Source organism: Vibrio cholerae ATCC 14035 (assembly GCF_000621645.1).
GTDB classification, from domain to species: Bacteria; Pseudomonadota; Gammaproteobacteria; order Enterobacterales; family Vibrionaceae; genus Vibrio; species Vibrio cholerae.
Genome location: NZ_JHXR01000024.1, coordinates 17559 through 40567 on the forward strand (window position 1 = coordinate 17559; position 23009 = coordinate 40567).

The window sequence follows — 23009 nt, forward strand, 5'->3', positions numbered from 1 at the left end:
ATGGATACAAGAATAGACATCAACTTGAGTAGAAACGGTTGTTTTTAGCCGCATTGAACGAGTTTTGTATACGTGAGATGACACTATTTATACCTGATATATCGGAGTGTTTAAATAGTGCCAATCTATGGTTTAGGCGTTGAGTGATGATTCTACGGTAGGTAACGCAGTTTTAGTGTGATGCCATGGTTAATTTTAAGCTCGATATTGTCTTGCGTTGTTGGGGACACTAATAGCACTCCAGACTGGAATTCCGTCGAACCATTCACTTCGATTGACCATTGCTCATCCCATGGCGAAATGGAGTACTTGGGAACGTCTCGTGACCCGAGTTGAGAGACAGTCACCCGCTTCCCCTCTATATCAAATTGACAAGGCTTTTCCATTCCACAGGTGATGTGCGTACCACTTTCATGTGAGAAGGTTCGCCATAGAAAAGCACTAATCAACACCAGCAAGGTGATTAGGATTTGAGCAAGTCGGGCTTTTGTGAGTTTTTCGGCTGCCATGAACGCGGGTTCCTCGTGTAACAAACTTCAAATTTTTGAAATAAAAGGCCAAAACCTGATGGAGTGTAAGGTTACTACACTGTCATTGAATTGTTAATTGAAGTATAGTTAGACGTTGAAAATGCCACTTTTTCATAAAGTCAGCAACAAGAATTAACAGTTTAGATGTCATTGTTTTTGTTGTGGATTTGGGTGGTGTTACGACGAAAGTCGTGTTGGAAGTAAAAGTGTAGTTAATTAAACATTGGAAGCATGCAAATGAGCCAAGAAAAGCAGCTTGAACAAAACTACAACTATACCGTGGTCCGCCAATTTACCCTGGTAACAATTCTCTGGGGTATCGTCGGTATGGCTGTAGGGGTTTTGATTGCCGCTCAATTAGTTTGGCCACAGCTAAACTTTGATACGCCGTGGTTGACGTACAGTCGCTTACGTCCTCTGCATACTAATGCGGTAATTTTTGCGTTTGGTACAAGTGCCCTGTTTGCAACATCATATTATGTTGTGCAGCGTACTTGCCAAACTCGTCTGTTCGGTGGACCGTTAGTTCCCTTTACCTTTTGGGGATGGCAAGCGATTATCGTTGCCGCTGCAATCACCTTACCTTTGGGTTACACCTCAGGTAAAGAGTACGCAGAACTGGAATGGCCAATCGACATCGCCATCGCAGCGGTTTGGGTCGCTTATGCGGTTGTGTTCTTTGGAACCCTAGTAAAACGTAAAACATCTCATATTTACGTGGCTAACTGGTTCTTCGGTGCCTTTATTATTACCGTTGCGGTATTGCACATTGTAAACAGTATGGCGCTCCCCGTTTCGATGGGTAAGTCTTACTCTATCTACGCTGGTGCCGTCGATGCCATGGTGCAATGGTGGTATGGTCACAACGCTGTAGGTTTCCTGCTCACGGCCGGCTTCCTAGGCATGATGTACTACTTTGTTCCTAAACAAGCTGAACGCCCAGTCTACTCTTACCGTCTGTCTATCGTTCACTTTTGGGCTCTGATTTCTCTCTATATTTGGGCAGGTCCGCACCATTTGCATTACACCGCACTACCTGACTGGACTCAGTCTTTGGGCATGGTAATGTCTCTCGTGCTGTTCGCACCCTCTTGGGGGGGGATGATCAACGGTATCATGACTCTTTCTGGTGCATGGCATAAGCTGCGCTATGATCCAATTCTTCGTTTCTTGATCGTTTCTCTGTCTTTCTACGGCATGTCTACGTTTGAAGGCCCGATGATGTCAATCAAGACCGTCAATGCTCTATCCCACTACACCGACTGGACGATTGGTCACGTTCACTCTGGTGCGCTTGGTTGGGTAGCAATGGTGTCGATTGGTTCTGTTTACCATCTTATCCCACGTCTTTTTGGACAAGAACGCATGTACTCTGTCAGTCTGATCAACGCTCACTTCTGGTTAGCCACGATTGGTACAGTTCTGTACATCGTTGCAATGTGGATCTCTGGCGTAATGCAAGGTTTGATGTGGCGTGCAGTGAACTCTGACGGCACACTGACATACAGCTTTGTCGAGTCAGTGCAAGCGTCATATCCGTTCTATACCGTGCGTTTCATCGGTGGTTTCATCTTCTTGTCTGGGATGTTCCTGATGGCTTACAACGCCTATAAGACCATTTCTGCACCTAAAAATAGCCTAAAAGCTATTGTGCAACCGGCATAAGGAGAATTAAGCAATGAGTTCTAATTCTAATAATCGCCATGAACTACTTGAGCGTAATGTCGGCTTACTGGCTATTTTCATTGTTTTTGCCATCAGTTGGGGTGCTCTGGTTGAGATTACCCCATTGATTTTCCAAAAACAGACCACGGAAGAAGTACAGAACCTCAAACCTTATACCGCGTTGCAACTCGAAGGTCGCGACATTTACATCCGTGAAGGTTGTAACGTTTGTCACAGCCAGATGGTGCGCCCATTCCGTTCTGAAACCGAGCGTTATGGCCATTACTCTGTGGCAGGTGAAAGTGTTTGGGAACACCCATTTTTATGGGGCTCTAAACGTACTGGTCCTGACTTAGCACGTGTGGGTGGTCGTTATTCTGATGAATGGCACCGTGTTCACCTATTGAACCCACGTGAACTGGTTCCTGAATCAAATATGCCTGCATTCCCATGGCTGGCAAAAAACACTCTGGACGGTAAATACACGCAACAAAAGATGACCTTGTTCCGTGACAAGTTTGGTGTTCCGTACACAGATGAACAAATCGCAAATGCGACAAAAGATGTAGAAGGTAAAACAGAGATGGATGCCATCATTGCTTATCTTCAATCTCTTGGTCATGCAATGAAATAGCAGAGGTAATTATGGATATCGGTACTATTCACAGTATTTGGACCATAGTGCTGTTCGTATGCTTTATAGGCGTGGTTTGGTGGGCTTATGGCAAAAAGCGTAAAGCGCGTTTTGATGAAGCTGCAAACCTCATCTTCGCCGATGAAGAGCAAAATACCTCGAAAAACAAGGAGTGACTAAGTAATGACTACATTCTGGAGTCTTTGGATCATCGTGATTACTGTGGGTACTTTGCTCGGTTGCGCTATTCTGCTCGTTTGGTGTCTGAAAGACAAAATGGGTGTTGAAGAAGGCGTTGACATGGGCCATGAGTACGATGGCATTCGCGAGTTGAACAACCCGTTGCCAAAATGGTGGACCTATCTATTTATTGGTACTTTCATTTTTGCAGCCATTTATTTAACCCTTTACCCAGGTTTAGGCAGCTTTAAAGGCATTCTCGGCTGGCAAAGTTCAGACCAGACCGTACGTTCTCTTGAAGAATCACGTGCTTCGATTGCTGCCGCACAGCAAAACAAACAACTGGTTCAGTATTCAAAAGAACTGGACGACGCTGAAGCTTACTACGGTGAAGCTTTCAAACGTTTGGCTTATCAAGACGGCACCACTAACTTACGCGAAATCCAAGATATCGCTGCCGATAGTGATGCTTTAAAAGTAGGTCAACGCCTGTTTTTACAGAACTGCTCTCAATGTCACGGCTCAGATGCTCGCGGCCAAAAAGGCTTTCCTAACTTGACTGATGATGCATGGCTGTATGGTGGTGAACCACAAGCGATTGTGACCACCATTCGCCATGGCCGTATTGGCCAAATGCCAGCATGGAAAGACATTTTAGGCGAGCAAGGTGTGAAGGAAGTCGTTAGTTACACCTTAAGCCTGTCGGGTCGTTCTGTGAATGCTAAAGAAGCAGAAGCAGGTAAAGCTCGTTTCGCCGTTTGTTCTGCATGTCATGGTACTGACGGTAAAGGTAACCCAGCCTTTGGTGCACCAAACCTAACAGATAATGATTGGTTATTTGGTGATTCTCGTGCTGATGTAACCGAGACGGTTATGAACGGTCGCTCAGGTGTTATGCCTGCGTGGATCAATACTTTAGGTGAAGAAAAGATTCAATTGGTTGCCGCTTATGTATGGAGCTTAAGCAACTCAGAGAATAAGTAACATTCTAATAACAGCCCCTTTTCAAGGGGCTGTCTTTCTTATATTTTTTAGCCTCTTTTCGTTGTAGAGAACTTTCTTATGGTAAAGCCTTGGTATAAACAATTTTGGCCTTGGTTCCTGATCATACTACCTCTCACTGTAGTGATCTGGACGGTCGTCACCGTTATTGTTTTTGCAAATAACTCTGTTTCATTAGTCACTGAGGATTACTATAAAAAAGGCAAAGGCATTAATATTGATCTTACTAAAATCAATGTCGCCAAAGAGTTGGGATTGAACGCTACCGTTCACTCTGAAGGTAGCACGGTCATCATTGAATTCGACAAAGGTCAACTTGCTCACTTCCCTGCTATTCAAGCCATGTTTGCTCATCGCACACTGCCTGATCGCGATTTTTCTCAGCTGATTACGGCTGATGCAAAAGGAATTTATCGCTTAAATCTGGAGAATGAACTGCAAGGCCCTTGGTTTATCGAACTGACTCCGCATGATGGCCAATGGCTTGTCCAAGGTCGCGTCACCTTCCCCTCTTCTCCAACGGCATTAATGAATTAAGATCATGGACAAAACGTGTTATCACTGCGGTGAGGATGTACCTGCCGGCACAAATTTCCACGTTGATATTTTGGGTGAACAACGTGACATGTGCTGCCCCGGCTGCCAAACGGTTGCTCAAACCATTGTCGATAGTGGCCTCGTTTCTTACTACCAATTCCGCACCGCACCAGCGGAAAAGGTGGAATTGGTTCCCGAGCAATTGAAAGCTTTGATTCACTACGACAATAGTGATGTCCAAGCCGAGTTTGTGCGTAGCAAAGATGACCACTCTGAGGTGACATTGTCACTCGATGGTGTTTCATGTGCCGCCTGTGCGTGGTTAATTGAAAAACAGCTACACACCGAGCCGGGCGTCGTCTCTATTCGAGTCAATACAACAACCAATCGAGCGCTCCTCAGCTGGGACCGAACCAAAACCCAGCTAAGCCATGTATTAGCTCAAATTCATAAACTGGGTTATAAAGCCGCGCCTTTTGAAGCTGACAAGCATGAAACGCAATACCACGATGCCATGAAAACATACTTGTATCGTCTTGGTATCGCGGGATTGGCGAGCATGCAGGTGATGATGCTGGCTGTCGCACTTTATCTCGAGGCGTTTGGCGATCTGGATGCTGAGTTTAAAAACTATTTCCGCTGGGTGAGCTTAATTTTTGCTACTCCTGTCTTACTCTACTCGGCCCTTCCATTTTACCTAAATGCATGGCGCAGTATTCGTGGTCGCACTTTAGGCATGGATGTCCCCGTCTCTCTCGCACTCATCTTTGCTTATATAGCAAGCTTAGTCGCAACCATTACCGAACAAGGTGAAGTGTTCTTCGAATCGATCTCCATGTTTACCTTCTTCTTATTGGTAGGCCGCTTTTTAGAGATGAGAGCGAGACGTAAGGCGGCTGCCGCAAGTGGTAACCTGTTGAAACTCATCCCCGCGATTGCAACAACGTTAGACGGTCAACAAGTACCGGTAAAAACGCTCAAGCCCGGCGACTGTGTACGAGTTTTGCCTGGTGAACACATTCCAGCAGATGGTGAAATCATTAATAACCGAGTTCATATTGATGAATCTATGTTAACGGGTGAGTCTTTACCCGTTGTCAAAGCGACAGGGGATCACGTGTTTGCTGGAACACTGAATGGTGATGAATCGTTTGATCTGCGTGTCACCGCTTCAAAAGCCGATTCAGTTATTTCCAATATTGTGAGACTGCAAGATGATGCTCAATCCTCCAAGCCAAAAATTGCGGAAATTGCCGATATTGTGGCGCGTTACTTTGTTGCCATCATATTAGTTATTGCTGCAGGCACATGGTTTTTCTGGCATCAGGTACGACCTGAAGATGCGTTTTGGATTATGCTTTCGGTATTAGTCGCCACCTGCCCTTGCGCACTTTCTCTCGCAACACCGACCGCCTTGACCTGCGCGACCTCCAGTATGGGTAGCGTTGGGGTTATGTTACGCAAAAATCACGTGTTCGAAACGCTTTGCAAAGTGAATCATTTAGTCATCGACAAAACGGGCACCCTCACCCATGGCAATATTGAAATTAGCACTGTCGAAACACTGGATTCATTAACGAAAGAATCTTGTCTAGCGATAGCGGCTGAGCTTGAGAGCCATGCCAACCACCCAATAGCCAAAGCCTTTCGTCCTTATAAGGCAGAAAATGTCACGGTGAGCGAAGTAAGAAATATCATCGGAAGCGGGATTGAAGGTGTCTTTGCAGGACAGAAAGTCAAAATTGGCAGCGCAGAATTTGTGTTAGGCAATCCACTAGATTCCGCACACAATTGTGTTTTCTTATCGCTGGATGGACGACATGTTGCCACCTTCCATTACCGAGATCCAATTCGTAAAGAAGCTAAAGCGTTTATAGAGAAATTCCATGCTGCAGGCATCAAAATCACTTTATTGACAGGAGACTCACAAACCAATGCCCAAAGCGTTGCTAATGAGATGCAAATCGATAAGGTAGTCGCCCAGGCGAAGCCCGAAGACAAGCTTACCTATCTACGAGAATTGAATAAAACCGACGTGACTATGATGGTTGGTGATGGTATTAACGATGCTCCAACACTAGCTGGTGCTCATATTTCTGTTGCGATGGGCGGAGGTACAGATGTCGCTAAAGCCTCAGCAGATATGGTACTCATTGGTGATCGCTTAGATAAATTGCTTGAGGCAAGAGAGCTCGCGCTGAAAACGCGTAAAATCATTCGCGAAAACCTCGCTTGGTCGTTGGGTTACAACTTACTGATTTTACCTCTTGCCGTTGCAGGATTAGTCGCACCCTATATTGCAGTGGTAGGGATGTCGGGAAGTTCGATTATTGTCGTGACCAACTCACTTCGTCTGCTGAAAAAGCAAGGGAGATAACCGGTGGAAAGCTTATATTTGCTCATCCCAATTGCGATTGTGTTAGTTTGTGTCGCGGTCGGTATTTTTTTGTGGGCAGTCAAAAGTGAGCAATTTGAAGATCTTGAGCGCCAAGGCCACAACATCTTATTTGAAGATGAAGAGAGCCAAGATAAGGATAAACGGTGAGTCCTGATTATTTGGGGGCTTGGGTGGTAGGCCTGCTGGGAGCGGGTCACTGTTTGGGCATGTGCGGCGGCATTAGCGCTTTGCTCACCCTTGATCCGTCTAAAAGCTCACCAGCACTGCTACTTTATTACAATCTAGGTCGCCTGCTGAGCTACGCCTTAATTGGCGGTATTGTCGGTGGCATCACCGCTTCACTGACAGAGCTCATTGATGTTCAATCCGCCTTAGTGTGGCTTCGAATTTTCGCAGCTGTGTTGATGATTGTATTAGGCCTTTACATCGGACGCTGGTGGTTTGGACTACTGTGGCTTGAAAAAGTCGGCCTGAAAATCTGGCCATGGATTTCACCGCTAGGCAAAACTCTTTTGCCGCTAAAAAAACAGTGGCATGCACTACCCTTCGGCCTTGTGTGGGGCTGGCTTCCTTGTGGTTTAGTCTACTCTATGTTGACTTGGTCTGCCGTGGCAGGCAGTTTCTCACAAGGGGCACTTATTATGTTGTCATTTGGGTTTGGCACCCTACCCGCCATGCTAGCCAGTGGCTGGGGAGCTAATAAATTAATGCATTGGCAAAATTCGCATTTATTTCGTCAATGTGCGGCAATACTGGTGATTGGGTATGGGCTATTCACTGCCTACGATGCCGTAAAGCTGATGATTAATCTGGGTTAATGGTTTAGAGGTCGCTGATGTATTTTAACTACCCTTTAGGGTTAAGCGATGCTAAAATATTGACGTACATCAATTAGTGAAAGGTTGTTATGATTTCTGAAAAGCCTGCTGCGAAGCGCATTCAATCGGGTGGTTGTGCTATTCACTGTCAAGATTGCAGTATTAGCCAACTCTGTATCCCTTTTACCTTGAATGAGTCTGAGCTTGATCAGCTTGACCAGATCATTGAGCGTAAAAAACCGATCCAGAAAGGTCAGGAGCTGTTTAAAGCGGGTGACGAACTGAGATCTTTATACGCAATTCGTTCTGGTACGATTAAAAGCTACACCATCACTGAGCAAGGTGATGAGCAGATCACAGCCTTTCATCTGGCTGGTGATTTAGTTGGTTTTGATGCAATTACTGGAGATCAGCACCCAAGCTTTGCTCAAGCGCTTGAGACCTCCATGGTTTGTGAAATCCCGTATGAAATCTTGGATGACCTGTCTGGCAAAATGCCGAAACTGCGTCAACAAATCATGCGTTTAATGAGTAACGAAATTAAAGGCGATCAGGAGATGATCCTGCTGCTTTCAAAGAAGAACGCTGAAGAACGTTTAGCGGCCTTCTTGTACAACCTTTCTACTCGTTTCTCTCAACGCGGTTTCAGCCCAAGAGAGTTTCGTCTCACCATGACACGTGGTGATATTGGTAACTACCTTGGTCTTACTGTTGAAACCATCAGCCGCTTGCTCGGTCGTTTCCAAAAATCAGAAATCCTAAGTGTTAAAGGCAAATACATCACTATTCTCAACCATGCAGAATTGATGGAATTGGCTGGCGTCTCTAAAGAATCTAAATAACTTCAATGATGTAGCTCTTAATGAGCTACATCATATTTCTTCCAAATACCTCTTCTTTTTACTAAAACTCTGCTCATAACTAAGCTAAAGTGAAGCTAACAAACCTCCTCACTGAACAAGGAGTTTCTCATGAGCATTTACAGTAAAATTCTTGTCGTGGCTGATATCAACCATGATGAACAACCTGCTTTGGCTCGGGCAATGCAACTGGCGCAAAAAAGCACCTCCGTCAGCCATATCACTTTCTTCCTATCGATTTACGATTTTTCTTATGACATGACCTCCATGCTTTCTCTCGAAGAGCGTGATGCCATGCGCAAGGGGGTGATCCATCAACGAGAACAGTGGATGCGTTCCATTGCAGAGCCTTATCTAGATAAATCCGTTCAGTTTGACATTAAGGTGGTGTGGCACAACCGTCCTTACGAAGCGATTATTGGTGAAATTTTTGCGGGTGAACACGATATCCTGATCAAAGCGACTCGCAAACACGACATGCTAGAGTCCGTTATTTTCACTCCAACCGATTGGCACTTGATGCGTAAGTGTCCGACACCGGTCTTGTTAGTCAAAAATGCTGACTGGCCAGAAAATGCCAATATCATTGCCTCTGTGCATGTTGGCTCTGAGCTAGATACCCATATTGATTTAAATGATCGTATGGTCGAACAGCTCCTTAATTTGAGCAAACGCTTAGGAGCGAGTCCTTATCTTGTCAACGCTTATCCAGTCACTCCAGCCAACATCACTATTGAGCTGCCGGAGTTTGATCCAACCACCTATACCGATGCGGTTCGAGGACATCACCTTACGGCGATGAAGGCTCTTCGCCAAAAACATGGTTTAAGTGAAGAGCAAACGCTTGTCCAACAAGGATTGCCCGAAGATGTGATCCCAGAAGCGGCCAAACAGCTTAATGCAGCTATGGTGATTCTGGGCACGACAGGTAGAACGGGACTTTCGGCGGTATTTATCGGCAACACTGCAGAACATGTCATCGATAAAATTAACTGTGATGTGCTTGCCCTCAAACCCAATGGCTACGTAAGCCCTCTCGATCCACAGACAGCCATTTAACCCTCCTCAACAGTCCCTGCCATATGGCAGGGATTTTTTATCTCTTCACACTATAGATCTGGCATCTCTGCTATTTATCCGTATCATACGCACTTCATTTTGTTCTGAGATTTAAGATAGCAAGCAATGACAGCGCAAACTCAAGAGTTGACCAAAGCTCAACAATACAATTTCAATAAGTTGCAAAAACGTATTCGTCGCAATACTGGTCAAGCAATTGCAGACTTTAATATGATCGAAGATGGCGACCGGATTATGGTATGTCTATCTGGCGGTAAAGACAGCTTTACCATGCTGGATATTTTGATGAGCCTGCAAAAAAGTGCGCCTATCTCTTTTGAATTGGTTGCTGTCAATCTCGATCAAAAACAACCGGGATTTCCTGAGCATGTCTTGCCTGAATACCTAGATAGTTTGGGGGTTGAATACAAGATCGTAGAAGAAGACACCTACTCCATCGTGCAAGATAAAGTGCCTGAAGGCAAAACTACCTGCGCACTCTGCTCTCGTCTGCGTCGCGGTATTTTATATCGTACCGCCAAAGAGTTAGGAGCAACCAAAATTGCTTTGGGTCACCATCGTGATGACATCTTAGAAACTCTGTTCTTGAATATGTTCTACGGCGGCAAAATGAAAGGCATGCCACCTAAGCTAGTATCAGACAACGGCGAACATGTGGTTATTCGCCCGTTGGCCTACTGCCGTGAGAAAGACATCATCAAATATTCAGATATGCGCGGCTACCCAATCATTCCATGTAACTTGTGTGGCTCACAGCCTAACTTACAGCGCCAAGCAGTAAAACAGATGCTTAATGACTGGGATAAGCGCTTCCCTGGCCGTATTGAAACCATGTTTAGAGCCATGCAAAACGTGGTGCCAAGCCACCTTGCAGACTTCTCTTTGTTCGATTTTAAATCGATTGATAAAAACTCTGGCGTCATTAATGGTGGTGATATTGGCTTTGATAAAGAAGAAATTGCACCGCAAGTCGTGGAAGATGAAGACTTAGTGATGGAGTTTGACCCATCACTCCAGTTAAATGTCACCAATATCTAGGTGACTTCAAAAGCATAAAAACAAACAAAGGCTGTCTACTGACAGCCTTTGTTTTAGTCTTTCAATCGCTAAAGCTTACTTTTTTGCAGAAGGTAAGTAAGGTAAAACTCGCAAAGCTGGAGCCGGCAGTTGCATCCACCCTTCTTTACCAATTTGCGTTAGCGCTACTTGCGCCTTGTGATCCACAATAGCAATGGATTGACCATTACTGAACGTAATCATTCCCTCTGTCTCTGGGACGAATTCTAAGGTAACGCCTTCAACCGCGGGCGTAAACCAACTGGCGAACATGCCGCCAAGCTGTTCAAGCATTACCTGCATCTGCGGCAACAAGACCTCGACTTCCTGATAAGTTACTTTACCCTCAAACGACTTTTTCGCCATCACCACCATAGAATAATCACAGCGTTTATCTTGCGGTGTATTCACAAAAACCAGTGGATTCGCCTGTCTCAGATTGTTATCGAGTGGGATCACCAGCTCATTACTAGGGCCAATAGGTAACTCTTCGTAGTGTTCTTCCTTTTCCATCCACGCTTTTTCTATCACGCAGTTTTGTTTACTCTGTGCATCAACAAAGAAAATCCCCATTTTTACATCAGGATGATCTTCTTTTGTGTTGCTTTTCATTTGAGAGAACAACTTGCTGTAGGTAAACATATATTGCTGCGCCAAAGCTGGAGCACTTAGGCTTAAAAACAAAGGGGCAAGTAGGAGGTAAGATTTTGATTTCATTCTAATTATCGTTCCAATATTCTTGATTCGCTAACATCATGGCTTGTAAATCACGCACATAGGCTTCACCACGCTCGGAATATTTTAAAAGGCCATTACTCATCGCTTTAGCACTTTCATCACTGTTGGGGTTGATTTTCTGCTGGCGAAGCTGAAAGCGTATTTCACGTAATTCTCGATAAGCAGGATTACGATTGACATTCATAAAATAGCTCTGAATTGAGTCTTGAACGCTGTCAAATTTAGCCACTTCATGGAACGCTCCTTCTGCTCTCGCTAAGGGTACTAAGCCACATCCCGCGCTATAACACCATTGGCCAAAATAGTTGTTGGCTTCTTTGGCAAATCTTGAGGTTCCCCATGCCGATTCATTCGCAGCTTGAGTTAAGACTAAGGCTTCAGGTATTACATCGACGCGATGAAATATTTCCTGTAACCAAGCGTTATCAACGTTGTTTTCTGTCAGTGCCACAGAATACGCAGTAGCCAAATATTGTGCTTGTGCCAGATTGTGAGATGAGAGCTGACCGTCGGCAAAATCCTTTTTTATTCGCTTCAATAGTGTTCGTTCTTGAAGAATCCGCGAATTTTCATACCTCACACCGGGTTTTAAGTAGTTAAAAAAAGCCTCTTTCCGCTCAGCAATGTCGTGGATTGCAGAGAAATCAGGGGCTGCACCGACCACTTCTCCTCTGAGCAAAGGTAACTTGAACTTCTTCGGTTTCTCAAATCGATACACGCCAAACATGGCGATGAAGACAATGATTAACCAAACCAGGGTAATGGTTATTCGCTTATGCATCAAAAATTCCAGAAGAGTTGTTGCTATCAGGTTGGTCAGGCTGAGCTTGATCCGTTGCGATGATTTTCAAGCGAATGCCAAACATGTTGCGATAAATAATGCCTTTAACATGAAAGAAGAAAGGCAAGAACAACACTAGACCAATACCGTACAGAAGTACGGCCATCATGAACAGCACCATCAAGATCGAATAGATAGCGATTAACGGGAAAATCTTTTTATTCACTGCTCGCAATGACAATAACAAAGATTGCATAGGTGGGACTTTCTTTTCACAAATCAATAGTAATGAGTTACTGAAAGCCACAGAGAGATACATAGAAAGGAATGGCAAAATCATCCCTGCCACACCTTGTAACAATAAACTGAACAGAGTGGCGAGGATAACAGGGATCGTAAACTGTAATCCTTTCGTGATATGCCGAGTTTGGGTTTTTAGCCCTGCCGCGTGACTCATCGCCATTAAACTGATGCCTGCATAAATCGGCGCGCTGATCACTTCATAGCTAAAGTTAGCAATAAACATGGCTTGGACTAGGCCTTCGGGCAGCGCACCGCCCTCCTGAAACACAGACAGAATCACGGAGAGATCGCCGATCTGCAATTTGAACGCAAAATAAAAAATCGCCAACTGCACCAAAATCAGCGCAAAAATGGCAGGCGTGAAATTAATAAAGTGCTTGACTGTAATACCCCAAGCTTCCTTGAGTACATCACCCACTTTTAATTCATAACTTCCCGATAGCGCTTTCTCTACCGAGCCGCCAAGATTGAACTCTCTTTCGATATCGTTATTCATAAAATGCCCTAGTTCGGTCGAATGCGCGGATAACGTCACGCTTCAACGTGAAAATTGTGTTCATTATACTGAAATGCTGCTCAGGCTAAAATCTGATTACCAATATCATCTTGCTTTATTGTCGATATGATTGATAATTAACTGCTTGATAGCATTAAGAGTTAAGCAAAATCAGTATGCTAGACAAACTCTATTCAAACTGGCAAAAATTTTTCTGTTTCAAGGTGAGAAAAAGACTTTGAAATCGTGCTCTTGGTGTTTATGATGCGCCTCTTATTTTTGTTTAACTACAGGTCCAACAAGTAGGATTTTCTACAGGCCGAGGTGGGAGAAATACAGACGTTGAACGAACAACATTCAGTAGGAAAGCCAGTCATTCGTTTATCTGGCATTAGCAAAAGTTTCGATGGTAAGGAAATCATTGGTAACCTAAATCTTGATGTGAATCATGGCGAGTTCTTAACCATCCTAGGTCCATCGGGCTGTGGTAAAACGACGGTGTTAAGAATGATTGCTGGTTTTGAAACTGCAGATCAAGGTCAGATTCTGCTAGATGATCAAGACGTTACTCAAGTTCCTGCTGAACAACGACACGTCAATACGGTCTTCCAAAGCTATGCTCTATTCCCCCACATGACAGTGTTCGAAAACGTCGCTTTTGGTTTGCGCATGCAAAAAGTCCCTCAAAGCGAAATCGAGCCTCGTGTTATGGAAGCACTACGCATGGTGCGCCTTGCCGAAATGGCACAGCGTAAACCGCATCAACTTTCTGGTGGCCAGCAGCAACGTATCGCTATTGCGCGCGCAGTGGTTAACAAACCTAAAGTACTGCTACTTGACGAATCGCTCTCCGCTTTGGATTACAAATTGCGTAAACAAATGCAGAGCGAGCTCAAACAACTACAACGTCAATTAGGCATTACCTTTATCTTCGTTACTCACGATCAAGAAGAAGCGCTGTCTATGTCAGATCGCATCATCGTTATGCGTTTAGGCAAAATTGAACAAGACGGCTCTCCTCGTGAAATCTACGAAGATCCAAAAAATCTCTTTGTTGCTCGTTTTATCGGCGAAATCAACGTCTTCCAAGCAACGACTATCGATCGTATCGACGAAAAACGCATCCGCGTTGACATCGAAGGTATCGAGTCGATTGTTTACTATGAAGATGAAGTGAAGGCTGGTGACAAGCTGCAAGTGCTCCTCCGTCCTGAAGACTTACGTATCGAAGAAATCAAAGAGTCAGAAGAAAAAGGCATTGTGGGTCACGTGACTGACCGTACCTACAAAGGCATGACTCTGGAATCAGTGGTAGAACTGGAATCCGGTATGTGTGTGATGGTTAGCGAATTCTTTAACGAAGATGATCCAGATGTTGATCACTCTATCGGACAGAAAGTTGCCGTCACTTGGGTTGAAAGCTGGGAGGTAGTCCTCAATGATGAGCAAAAAGCTTAATCTACAAAATGCGATTGTTACCTTAATCGTAGGTTGGTTAGTGCTGTTTGTACTGATCCCCAACCTGATGATTATTGGTACCAGTTTTCTGACTCGTGATGAAGCGAACCTGATTAAGTTTGCATTCACCTTTGAAAACTACACGCGTCTGCTTGATCCACTATACGGAAAAGTGATGCTGCACTCGTTCTACATGGCGATTGTTGCAACATTAATCTGTCTAGTGATTGGCTATCCTTTTGCGTACATAGTGGCGAAAATGCCTGAAAAATGGCGTCCATTTATGCTGTTTTTGATTATTGTTCCTTTCTGGACCAACTCACTCATCCGCACCTATGGTTTAAAAATCGTACTCGGCACGCAAGGTATTCTTAATCAAGCGCTAATGTCTCTGGGCCTTATTGATGCACCACTGCGCATTATGTTTACCGAAACAGCCGTCATGATCGGTCTGGTTTACATTTTGTTGCCATTTATGATCCTTCCGCTCTATTCAGCTATCGAAAAATTGGATGGCACTTATATTGAAGCGGCGCGCGATCTCGGTGCCAACAAGTTTCAAACTTTAGTTCGCGTGATTTTACCGCTGACTATGCCTGGCATTATTGGTGGTTGTTTGCTGGTTCTGCTCCCTGCCCTCGGTATGTTCTACATCGCTGACCTACTTGGCGGTGCGAAAAACCTACTGATCGGTAACGTGATTAAGAGCCAAGTACTCAACGCCCGTGACTGGCCATTTGGTGCCGCAACCAGTATTGCACTGACTCTGGCCATGGCGATCATGCTGTACGCCTACTATCGTGCAGGTAAACTTTTGAATAAGAAGGTGGAGCTAGACTAATGGGACGTTCAATTAGATTTAGCTTTATGAGTTTGGTGTACTTATTTTTGTACTTACCAATCATCGTTCTGATTGCAAACTCATTTAACGAAAACAAGTTTGGTATCAAATGGGGCGGTTTTACCACCAAGTGGTACCACGCTTTGATGAATAACGACAGCTTAATGCAAGCCGCTTGGCACTCCATCAACGTAGCCGTGTTTTCTGCTACTGCAGCAACCTTGATCGGTAGTTTGACGGCGGTTGCCCTCTTCCGCTACCAATTTAAAGGTAAGAAAGTGGTGAGTGGCATGCTGTTTGTCGTGATGATGTCACCCGATATCGTGATGGCTATTTCGCTACTTGCTCTATTCTTAGTGATGGGGGCGAAACTGGGCTTCTTCACTCTGTTGATTGCGCACATCACTTTCTGTCTGCCTTTCGTTGTGGTGACGGTTTACACTCGACTCAACGGCTTTGACGTTAAGATGCTTGAAGCAGCAAAAGATCTCGGCGCTGGCGAATGGGTGATTTTAAAGAAAATTATCCTGCCACTGGCGAAACCTGCAGTTGCCGCAGGTTGGTTACTGAGCTTTACCCTATCTCTGGATGATGTGATCATCAGTTCATTTGTGACAGGGCCAACCTACGAAATTCTGCCATTGAAGATATACTCAATGGTGAAAGTGGGTATTTCACCTGAAGTAAACGCACTGGCGACCGTCATGCTTGTGGTTTCTTTGGTACTTGTTGTCGCTTCACAGTTGTTAGCAAGAGAAAAAGTGAAGTAAAATCCACGTCCGTTTGGAAACACGCGAAACAGAATGACGGAAGTCATTCTGTTTTTCTTTGCAACGCCCAAAAGGGCAACGTTTAGTTTGGAGCTAACGTCGATGAAAAAACTGGCTACTCTTTTAGCAGGTAGCGCATGTGCGCTTTCTCTGTTGTCTGGCACAGCGGCAGCGGAAGATAAGGAACTGGTGTTTATGAACTGGGGACCGTATATCAATAGCGGCATCCTAGAACAGTTCACCAAGGAAACGGGAATCAAAGTGATTTACTCAACTTATGAGTCAAATGAAACTTTGTATGCAAAACTCAAAACGCACAATCAAGGTTATGATCTGGTAGTTCCTTCTACCTACTTCGTGGCAAAAATGCGTGATGAAGGGATGCTGCAAAAGATTGACAAATCTAAGCTGAGCAACTTCAAAAACCTAGATTCCAACTACCTAGATAAACCTTACGACCCAAACAACGACTACTCAATTCCACACGTTGTAGCAATTACCGGTCTCGCGGTTAATACCGACATGTATGATCCTAATGACTTCCAAAGCTGGGGCGACCTATGGAAGCCTGAGTTAAAAGGTCAACTGATGTTGATGGATGATACGCGTGAAGTATTCCATATCGCTCTGCGTAAACTGGGTTACTCAGGTAACTCAACGGGCGACAAGCAGATTGATGAAGCGTATGCAGAGCTACAAAAGCTGATGCCAAACGTACTGGTTTTCAACTCTGATAACCCTGCAGCTCCTTACCTTTCAGGTGAAGTAGGTCTTGGTATGCTGTGGAACGGCTCAGCAGCAGCGGCGCAGAAAGAAGGTTTACCAATCAAGCTAGTCTTCCCGAAAGAAGGCGGTATCGGTTGGGTTGATAACTTCGCCATCTCATCTGGTGCCAAAAACGTCGATGCAGCACACAAGATGATCGATTTCTTGTTACGTCCTGAAATTGCAGAGCAAATTTCACGCGACACAGGTTATCTGACTGGCGTTAAAGCCTCAAACGACAAATTCCAAGATGTCGCGCCACTGTTCCCATCTCAAGAAGATCTGGACCGTGTTGAGTGGCAATCTGCCGTTGGCGATAAGACAGTAAAGTATGAAGAGTACTTCATGAAGTTGAAAGCTGGCCAATAAGGTCTAAGAAAAGCATCAAATAGGCAGCCATTGCTGCCTATTTTTTTTATCTTGTTATACTCCCCTCTCCAACGCCTAGTTAGGTTCTTTCTATACACTATGGGAACGTAATGAAAAATAAACTGTTTGCGAGTGCTCTGTGCGCAGCAGCATTGTTCACCACCAATGCAATGGCTAAAGACCAAGAACTTTATTTCTACAACTGGTCTGAATATATCCCGAGCGAAGTCCTAGAAGACTTTACCAAAGAAACCGGAATCAAGGTTATCTACTCTACCTACGAATCCAATGAAAGCATGTATGCCAAGCTCAAAACGCAAGGCGCTGGTTATGATCTTGTGGTTCCTTCCACTTATTTTGTCTCTAAGATGCGCAAAGAAGGCATGCTGCAAGAGATTGACCATTCAAAACTTTCACATTTCAAAGACTTGGATCCAAACTATCTCAATAAGCCTTTTGATCCAGGCAATAAATTCTCTATCCCTTATATCTGGGGAGCGACGGGTATCGGCATTAACACCGATATGCTGGATAAAAAATCACTCAAAAACTGGGGCGATCTGTGGGATGCCAAATGGGCAGGTCAATTAATGCTGATGGATGACGCTCGTGAAGTCTTCCATATCGCCCTGAGTAAGCTGGGATACTCGCCTAACACGACCAATCCCAAAGAGATTAAAGCCGCTTACCGTGAGCTGAAAAAGCTGATGCCAAATGTCTTAGTGTTTAACTCTGACTTCCCAGCCAACCCTTACCTCGCTGGTGAAGTGTCACTAGGTATGTTATGGAATGGCTCAGCGTATATGGCCCGCCAAGAAGGCGCACCAATCCAGATTATCTGGCCTGAAAAAGGCACCATTTTTTGGATGGACAGCATCTCGATTCCTGCCGGAGCCAAAAATATCGAGGCCGCCCACAAGATGATTGACTTCTTACTGCGTCCAGAAAATGCTGCAAAAATCGCCTTAGAAATCGGCTATCCAACACCCGTCAAAACCGCGCATGACCTACTGCCCAAAGAGTTTGCGAATGACCCAAGTATCTACCCACCACAATCAGTGATTGACAATGGCGAGTGGCAAGATGAAGTGGGAGAGGCTAGCGTGCTTTACGATGAGTATTTCCAAAAGCTAAAAGTAAACGATTAAGCCTTTTCTATCTCCCATTAAAAAGCCACCGACGACGGTGGCTTTTTTGTATCTTCAGAATGCGATTCACTCTAGAGAGTGAAAAAGCGAACGCTCAAGTCATGTGACGAAAATAATCGCTTTAATTCAGCCTGATAGATTAAATCACTTATAAACCTATCTCTTCTGAGAGCGCCTTAATCTCTTCCAGATCCATTTGATGCACACGGATCATCTGATCAATTTGGCTTACCCGTGAATTCGCTTCATCTTGTTTATCACAGGCATCCGACTTCGCATCCCAAGATTTCCCTTCAAGGTAAATGTCACACTCTTTTTTCAGTACTTTGAGCTTGGGAACCAGAGAATCGCGCTCTTTTTGTAATCCCTCGAGTTCTTGTTTGATTTTTAGTTCTCGTTGGAACAACTCTCGAGAACGCTCAAGCATGGTCACTTGCATATCGGCTTGACGATTAAGCTGATTGTTTTGTGTATTGGCCAGTTCCAATGCCATTTTCTGCTCGTTCAGTTGCTGTTCTAAATTAAGATTTTGCTTTTCGAGTTCAGCAACGTATTTATCACGCTGTACAGCCTCTGCCTGCCACTCTTCTCTTTGCTTCTCTAAAGCCTCATCCATTTTATGTTGCCACGCTTCCTCTTGATTTTGCTCAGAAAGCTCAGCCGCTTTAGAAACTTCTGCTTTCGCATTATTGAGTTGCTCAAGCTGGTTTTGTAGTGTTTGGTAAGACGTCTCCCAACGACTGGTGGTGACAGAGGAACCAATCAGGCCACCCAAGGCAATACCTAATACCGCAGCAATCGCGATATAGAGATAGCTCTGCTTATCTCTTCGTTCGATAACAACAACTTCTTCGTTGTCGTCAAACTCATTATGTTTATTCACGCTCGCTCCTCTTGCGTCAGCGAATCAGTTCAGAAATCATCAAGAAGGCCGTATAGGTGACAAAGGTCGCCAAAATGACGATAACGACCCCCTTCTGCAATTTTTCATTGGTACGGTAGCGTATCAAGACAAACGCTAATGCTATCAGTAAGGCTATTGCAATTAATCTCACCATCTCCCGCCTCCAAGCGTGATTATCTTATAACACTTATACGTAGTTTAACGTCAGAGAAAAGTGGATTAGCAAAAGACTTGCGCAACATTTCATCAGTTGATTTCTTTTGTAGGTGACATCACATTTTCTTTTCGCTAGCATCCGCCTTGCAAATCGTTTTATTCAAGACGATTGTTCCGTTGAAGACTGCAGGAGAGTGGTTGTTAACCAGATTTTAACATCTGAGCCAAATAACCCGCCGAAGAAGTAAATCTTTCAGGTGCATTATTCTTAGCTATTTATTGGCAACGAATAAGCGAGGACTGTAGTTGGAGGAACCTCTGGAGAGAACCGTTTAATCGGTCGCCGAAGGAGCAAGCTCTGCGCATATGCAGAGTGAAACTCTCAGGCAAAAGGACAGAGGAGTGAAAGGCCAATTTTTTAGTGAGCTCGCTAGAGCTCTGCTGTGCATTTTTCGCACCCTTTCTCTCTTCTCCTTATGTTTATTTTTTAAGGGGAAATCATGAATAACCTGCAATCTTTTCTGCAAACTGTTGATAGTTTAGTGTGGGGGCCACCACTGTTAATTCTTCTGGTCGGCACCGGTGTCTATTTCACCTTCCGCTTAGGCTTACTGCAGTTTCGACGCCTACCGACGGCTTTAGCTATGGTATTTGGCCGCGAAAAATCTTCAGACAAACAAGGTGATGTATCAAGCTTCGCCGCATTGTGTACTACTCTTTCTGCCACCATTGGTACTGGAAACATCGTAGGTGTTGCGACCGCAATCAAACTCGGCGGCCCAGGTGCCCTGTTCTGGATGTGGCTCGCCGCCCTGTTTGGTATGGCAACCAAATACGCAGAATGCTTACTCGCGGTGAAATATCGCCAAGTGGATGACAAAGGACAAATGGTCGGCGGGCCAATGTACTACCTGCGTGATGGTGTGGGTTCAAAAACACTGGCAGTATTATTTGCTGTGTTTGCCGTAGGGGTTGCCTGCTTCGGGATTGGTACTTTCCCGCAGGTGAACGCGATCTTAGATGCCACTCAAATCTCTTTTGGCGTCCCTCGTGAAGCCTCTGCAGTGGTACTGACCGTACTGGTTGCGATTGTCACTATCGGTGGTATTCAATCCATCGCTAAAGTCGCAGGAAAAGTGGTTCCTGCGATGGCGCTGTTTTACATTGTCGCCTGCTTAAGTGTGATTGTTACCAATGCAGACAAACTCGCAGACGCCGTGGAATTGGTGCTGGTATCCGCTTTCACCTCGACTGCTGCGACAGGTGGCTTCTTAGGTGCGAGCATTATGCTCGCGATTCAATCGGGTATTGCCCGCGGCGTGTTCTCCAATGAATCTGGCTTAGGCAGTGCGCCTATGGCGGCGGCGGCGGCGAAAACTGACTCCTGCGTTGAGCAAGGTCTTATCTCTATGACGGGGACTTTCTTTGACACCATTATCATCTGTACGATGACTGGCTTGGCTCTCATTCTAACGGGCGCTTGGCAAAGCGACCTTTCCGGTGCTGCGATGACCACCTACGCCTTTGCCACAGGCTTAAATGCACAAACTATCGGCCCGATGCTGGTTTCGATTGGTTTGATGTTCTTTGCCTTTACGACCATTCTGGGTTGGAACTACTACGGCGAACGCTGCATGGTGTTCTTATTCGGAACCAAAGCGGTATTGCCTTATAAAATCGTCTTTATTGGTTTGATTGCCTCAGGCGCATTCCTACACCTCGATTTGATTTGGATTATCGCCGACATTGTAAATGGTTTAATGGCCATTCCGAACCTTATTGGCCTTGCTGCCTTACGCCATGTGGTCGTAGAAGAAACGAAGCAATATTTTGCCGCGCGTTATCAATACTCCGAAGCCGAAGCCCAAGTTCAATAACACCTAGTCGGTCTAAGCACAAAGAAAAAGCGCCCAACGGCGCTTTTTCTACTTTTAAACCTTTATTACACGCTAGGCTTGAGGTTTCTCTAAGAGCAGTTTGATACCTAATGCGACCAAAACAACTCCCGTTGTACCTTCCATCCAACGCATAAAAGAAGCGTTTTTCAGAAGGTTTTTAGCGCTACTCAAAGCACCAGCTAAACCACATTGCCATACCATCGCAATCGCAAAATGAATCAACGCCATCAGCAAAGATTGCGCTAACGGTGAATAGTCAGGATTAATAAATTGAGGCAGAAAAGCTAAGTAAAAGACGGCAGTTTTCGGGTTCAGCACATTCGAGAGGAAACCTTCACGCAGCGATCGGGTTAAGCGAAATTGTGCATGAGCTAGGCTCGCAACCTCAATGCCCTGCCCTGTTTTCATTAATGATCGTAGGCTCGAAATACCCAACCAAATCAGATAAGCCGCTCCCACCATTTTAACGATTTGAAATAGCTCAGCCGATTGAGCAAGAATCGCAGAGATACCAATAGCAGAAAAAGTGGCGTGAACGAATAAGCCAAAACAGATACCCAAGCTGGTCGTGCATCCATCGGCAAACCCAGCCCGCGAAGTGTTACGGATCACCAAAGCAGTATCTAGCCCCGGTGTTAAAGTCAAAATAGTAATAGCGATAAGAAAAGCTTCGAAATTCTGGATAACCATATCAATCCTTGAAGGAAAATCAGCAAGCCTTTCTTATACCGCAAAGCCTCTTATGTGTCTTATGAAGATTTTTCAATTCACGCTAAGTTACTCGCCAAGCGTTTTAATCTCATATCTCGAGTAGACTTTATTCACTTTATCCCAAGGGATGGGCTCTAGCTCAACACCTGCATCCTTAGCGCGTTGCTGAACATCAACAAAAGAGGAAGACTTCCGATAAGAATCAAATTTAACGCCATTACTGTCGCGGTCAAGTATTTGGTCAGGTGCTAGCTCGGTCAAATAAATAGTCTCACCACAGCCACTCAACCACACCTTAGCTTGCCCATTAGGCAGAAGACCAAAAATAAACTCTGTGCGATAACATGGATCAACAATAAATCCATTCCATTTAGTATAAGTTTTTTTCGTAGCTACTAACTGTTTTACGTTGTCAGGAATCTCATACTTAGTGACATAAAATTTGGTATCAAACAATGAAACCCAGTACATATAGAGTGTATCAGGCAGCTGGGTGGTACCTACACCAATTTGGCTTCTGCTTGTAATACCTAAGGCATGTGGCAGCCCAAAACCATCATAGTCAGGAAATATCTGATGGATATAACTGATATCACTATCACTCACAAAAGTCATAAAGTTATGAATTAAGACGGTCCAATCCTCTTTATTATTCACGCCATAGACTCGAGTAACGTTGACTGGATAAAAAGAGGGCATTGTTACACCAACTCGCCAAGTCCATGGTTGCTCTGTTTCATATACGGGATTGGTGGAACAAGAGTTGAGTAGAAGTGCCGACAACAAGAAAATCAATTTTTTCATTTTACTTCCTTGATTGTATTATCAGCTAACTACGATTCACCAAATAGAAGTGTTTTATCTCGTAACAGGATTTTAAAACAATGACAATTATGAGCTTAATTGAAATT

24 protein-coding genes and 1 riboswitch are annotated in these 23009 nt (G+C 44.6%); of the genes, 17 read left to right on the forward strand and 7 right to left on the reverse strand.

Annotation, left to right across the window (positions count from 1 at the left end; all coding sequences use genetic code 11):
* Positions 1–152 precede the first annotated feature (152 nt).
* Positions 153–509, reverse strand: a complete 357-nt coding sequence (locus T411_RS0113095) for a hypothetical protein (RefSeq protein ID WP_000718618.1) — start codon at positions 507–509, stop codon at positions 153–155.
* A gap of 258 nt (positions 510–767) precedes the next feature.
* Here T411_RS0113095 and ccoN point away from each other — a divergent pair, with 258 nt between their 5' ends.
* The 11 genes from ccoN (at position 768) to ttcA (ending at position 10742) form a co-directional block, all read left to right on the forward strand.
* On the forward strand, positions 768–2195 hold the full coding sequence (gene ccoN, locus T411_RS0113100) for a cytochrome-c oxidase, cbb3-type subunit I (protein WP_000076722.1): 1428 nt from the start codon (positions 768–770) through the stop codon (positions 2193–2195).
* A gap of 13 nt (positions 2196–2208) precedes the next feature.
* A complete protein-coding gene (gene ccoO, locus T411_RS0113105) occupies positions 2209–2829 on the forward strand; it encodes a cytochrome-c oxidase, cbb3-type subunit II (RefSeq protein WP_000097777.1) in 621 nt (206 codons plus the stop codon).
* Positions 2830–2840: 11 nt separating this feature from the next.
* The gene (locus T411_RS0113110; RefSeq protein WP_000351118.1) at positions 2841–3005 is read left to right on the forward strand and encodes a CcoQ/FixQ family Cbb3-type cytochrome c oxidase assembly chaperone; all 165 of its coding nucleotides are present in this window, start codon (positions 2841–2843) and stop codon (positions 3003–3005) included.
* Between the two features lie 7 nt (positions 3006–3012).
* Complete coding sequence (ccoP, locus tag T411_RS0113115; RefSeq protein WP_000206865.1) at positions 3013–3993, forward strand: cytochrome-c oxidase, cbb3-type subunit III; 981 nt, start codon at positions 3013–3015, stop codon at positions 3991–3993.
* 78 nt (positions 3994–4071) lie between these two features.
* On the forward strand, positions 4072–4548 hold the full coding sequence (locus tag T411_RS0113120) for a FixH family protein (protein ID WP_000240593.1): 477 nt from the start codon (positions 4072–4074) through the stop codon (positions 4546–4548).
* A 4-nt stretch (positions 4549–4552) separates the two neighbouring features.
* A complete protein-coding gene (locus tag T411_RS0113125; RefSeq protein WP_000361691.1) occupies positions 4553–6925 on the forward strand; it encodes a heavy metal translocating P-type ATPase in 2373 nt (790 codons plus the stop codon).
* A 3-nt stretch (positions 6926–6928) separates the two neighbouring features.
* Positions 6929–7093 (forward strand): cbb3-type cytochrome oxidase assembly protein CcoS, encoded by a 165-nt coding sequence (gene ccoS / locus T411_RS0113130; protein WP_000445305.1) that lies wholly within the window; start codon positions 6929–6931, stop codon positions 7091–7093.
* Positions 7090–7764, forward strand: coding sequence for a sulfite exporter TauE/SafE family protein (locus T411_RS0113135; protein ID WP_000074295.1), 675 nt, complete (start codon positions 7090–7092; stop codon positions 7762–7764). Before ccoS ends, T411_RS0113135 begins: the two co-directional genes overlap by 4 nt.
* An 89-nt stretch (positions 7765–7853) precedes the next feature.
* Entirely contained in the window at positions 7854–8606 is a 753-nt protein-coding gene (fnr, locus tag T411_RS0113140) for a fumarate/nitrate reduction transcriptional regulator Fnr (RefSeq protein WP_000622582.1), read from the forward strand.
* A 129-nt stretch (positions 8607–8735) separates the two neighbouring features.
* A complete protein-coding gene (gene uspE / locus T411_RS0113145) occupies positions 8736–9683 on the forward strand; it encodes a universal stress protein UspE (protein WP_000029912.1) in 948 nt (315 codons plus the stop codon).
* A gap of 126 nt (positions 9684–9809) precedes the next feature.
* A complete protein-coding gene (gene ttcA / locus T411_RS0113150; RefSeq protein WP_000126820.1) occupies positions 9810–10742 on the forward strand; it encodes a tRNA 2-thiocytidine(32) synthetase TtcA in 933 nt (310 codons plus the stop codon).
* A 75-nt stretch (positions 10743–10817) separates the two neighbouring features.
* On the opposite strand, the gene T411_RS0113155 is transcribed toward ttcA, so the two are convergent.
* The 3 genes from T411_RS0113155 to T411_RS0113165 are packed head-to-tail and all read right to left on the reverse strand — an operon-like array spanning position 10818 to position 13078.
* Positions 10818–11477, reverse strand: coding sequence for a DUF2987 domain-containing protein (locus tag T411_RS0113155; protein WP_000837785.1), 660 nt, complete (start codon positions 11475–11477; stop codon positions 10818–10820).
* Position 11478: 1 nt separating this feature from the next.
* Positions 11479–12279: a glucosaminidase domain-containing protein gene (locus T411_RS0113160; protein WP_000549543.1), complete on the reverse strand. Its 801-nt coding sequence runs from the start codon at positions 12277–12279 to the stop codon at positions 11479–11481.
* Positions 12272–13078: a DUF2189 domain-containing protein gene (locus T411_RS0113165; protein ID WP_001058050.1), complete on the reverse strand. Its 807-nt coding sequence runs from the start codon at positions 13076–13078 to the stop codon at positions 12272–12274. The genes T411_RS0113160 and T411_RS0113165 overlap by 8 nt, the downstream gene beginning before the upstream one ends.
* A 324-nt stretch (positions 13079–13402) precedes the next feature.
* Between T411_RS0113165 and potA the strand changes: the two genes are divergently transcribed.
* From potA to T411_RS0113190, 5 genes are all read left to right on the forward strand, one after another.
* Positions 13403–14536: a spermidine/putrescine ABC transporter ATP-binding protein PotA gene (potA, locus tag T411_RS0113170; RefSeq protein WP_011929403.1), complete on the forward strand. Its 1134-nt coding sequence runs from the start codon at positions 13403–13405 to the stop codon at positions 14534–14536.
* The gene (gene potB / locus T411_RS0113175; protein WP_001911544.1) at positions 14520–15377 is read left to right on the forward strand and encodes a spermidine/putrescine ABC transporter permease PotB; all 858 of its coding nucleotides are present in this window, start codon (positions 14520–14522) and stop codon (positions 15375–15377) included. The genes potA and potB overlap by 17 nt, the downstream gene beginning before the upstream one ends.
* Positions 15377–16147: a spermidine/putrescine ABC transporter permease PotC gene (gene potC, locus T411_RS0113180; RefSeq protein WP_000533748.1), complete on the forward strand. Its 771-nt coding sequence runs from the start codon at positions 15377–15379 to the stop codon at positions 16145–16147. Before potB ends, potC begins: the two co-directional genes overlap by 1 nt.
* 102 nt (positions 16148–16249) lie before the next feature.
* Positions 16250–17281 carry an extracellular solute-binding protein gene (locus tag T411_RS0113185; protein WP_000731896.1) on the forward strand — a complete coding sequence of 344 codons (1032 nt, stop codon included), beginning with the start codon at positions 16250–16252 and terminating at the stop codon, positions 17279–17281.
* 110 nt (positions 17282–17391) lie between these two features.
* Entirely contained in the window at positions 17392–18429 is a 1038-nt protein-coding gene (locus tag T411_RS0113190; RefSeq protein ID WP_000791554.1) for an extracellular solute-binding protein, read from the forward strand.
* A 148-nt stretch (positions 18430–18577) separates the two neighbouring features.
* Here the strand turns inward: T411_RS0113190 and T411_RS0113195 are convergent, their stop codons facing one another.
* Positions 18578–19312: a chromosome segregation ATPase gene (locus T411_RS0113195; protein ID WP_001032890.1), complete on the reverse strand. Its 735-nt coding sequence runs from the start codon at positions 19310–19312 to the stop codon at positions 18578–18580.
* 485 nt (positions 19313–19797) lie between these two features.
* Positions 19798–19897, forward strand: a riboswitch (glycine riboswitch).
* 92 nt (positions 19898–19989) lie between these two features.
* On the opposite strand from T411_RS0113195, the gene T411_RS0113210 reads away from it, so the two are divergent.
* Positions 19990–21366, forward strand: coding sequence for an alanine/glycine:cation symporter family protein (locus T411_RS0113210; RefSeq protein ID WP_001061738.1), 1377 nt, complete (start codon positions 19990–19992; stop codon positions 21364–21366).
* 72 nt (positions 21367–21438) lie between these two features.
* On the opposite strand, the gene T411_RS0113215 is transcribed toward T411_RS0113210, so the two are convergent.
* Both T411_RS0113215 and T411_RS0113220 read right to left on the reverse strand, forming a co-directional pair.
* The gene (locus T411_RS0113215) at positions 21439–22077 is read right to left on the reverse strand and encodes a LysE family translocator (protein WP_000236673.1); all 639 of its coding nucleotides are present in this window, start codon (positions 22075–22077) and stop codon (positions 21439–21441) included.
* Between the two features lie 87 nt (positions 22078–22164).
* Positions 22165–22902 carry a DUF2931 family protein gene (locus T411_RS0113220; protein WP_000733293.1) on the reverse strand — a complete coding sequence of 246 codons (738 nt, stop codon included), beginning with the start codon at positions 22900–22902 and terminating at the stop codon, positions 22165–22167.
* Positions 22903–23009 lie beyond the last annotated feature (107 nt).

Coding starts and splice junctions, on each gene's coding strand:
- T411_RS0113120 (WP_000240593.1), top strand. CDS start 4,072: ATGGTAAAGCCTTGGTATAAACAATTTTGGCCTTGGTTCCTGATCATA.
- fnr (WP_000622582.1), top strand. CDS start 7,854: ATGATTTCTGAAAAGCCTGCTGCGAAGCGCATTCAATCGGGTGGTTGT.
- T411_RS0113160 (WP_000549543.1), bottom strand. CDS start 12,279: ATGCATAAGCGAATAACCATTACCCTGGTTTGGTTAATCATTGTCTTC.
- potB (WP_001911544.1), top strand. CDS start 14,520: ATGAGCAAAAAGCTTAATCTACAAAATGCGATTGTTACCTTAATCGTA.
- T411_RS0113095 (WP_000718618.1), bottom strand. CDS start 509: ATGGCAGCCGAAAAACTCACAAAAGCCCGACTTGCTCAAATCCTAATC.
- T411_RS0113110 (WP_000351118.1), top strand. CDS start 2,841: ATGGATATCGGTACTATTCACAGTATTTGGACCATAGTGCTGTTCGTA.
- ccoP (WP_000206865.1), top strand. CDS start 3,013: ATGACTACATTCTGGAGTCTTTGGATCATCGTGATTACTGTGGGTACT.
- T411_RS0113220 (WP_000733293.1), bottom strand. CDS start 22,902: ATGAAAAAATTGATTTTCTTGTTGTCGGCACTTCTACTCAACTCTTGT.
- T411_RS0113165 (WP_001058050.1), bottom strand. CDS start 13,078: ATGAATAACGATATCGAAAGAGAGTTCAATCTTGGCGGCTCGGTAGAG.
- potC (WP_000533748.1), top strand. CDS start 15,377: ATGGGACGTTCAATTAGATTTAGCTTTATGAGTTTGGTGTACTTATTT.
- T411_RS0113210 (WP_001061738.1), top strand. CDS start 19,990: ATGAATAACCTGCAATCTTTTCTGCAAACTGTTGATAGTTTAGTGTGG.
- T411_RS0113190 (WP_000791554.1), top strand. CDS start 17,392: ATGAAAAATAAACTGTTTGCGAGTGCTCTGTGCGCAGCAGCATTGTTC.
- T411_RS0113125 (WP_000361691.1), top strand. CDS start 4,553: ATGGACAAAACGTGTTATCACTGCGGTGAGGATGTACCTGCCGGCACA.
- ccoO (WP_000097777.1), top strand. CDS start 2,209: ATGAGTTCTAATTCTAATAATCGCCATGAACTACTTGAGCGTAATGTC.
- T411_RS0113155 (WP_000837785.1), bottom strand. CDS start 11,477: ATGAAATCAAAATCTTACCTCCTACTTGCCCCTTTGTTTTTAAGCCTA.
- T411_RS0113215 (WP_000236673.1), bottom strand. CDS start 22,077: ATGGTTATCCAGAATTTCGAAGCTTTTCTTATCGCTATTACTATTTTG.
- ttcA (WP_000126820.1), top strand. CDS start 9,810: ATGACAGCGCAAACTCAAGAGTTGACCAAAGCTCAACAATACAATTTC.
- T411_RS0113185 (WP_000731896.1), top strand. CDS start 16,250: ATGAAAAAACTGGCTACTCTTTTAGCAGGTAGCGCATGTGCGCTTTCT.
- uspE (WP_000029912.1), top strand. CDS start 8,736: ATGAGCATTTACAGTAAAATTCTTGTCGTGGCTGATATCAACCATGAT.
- ccoN (WP_000076722.1), top strand. CDS start 768: ATGAGCCAAGAAAAGCAGCTTGAACAAAACTACAACTATACCGTGGTC.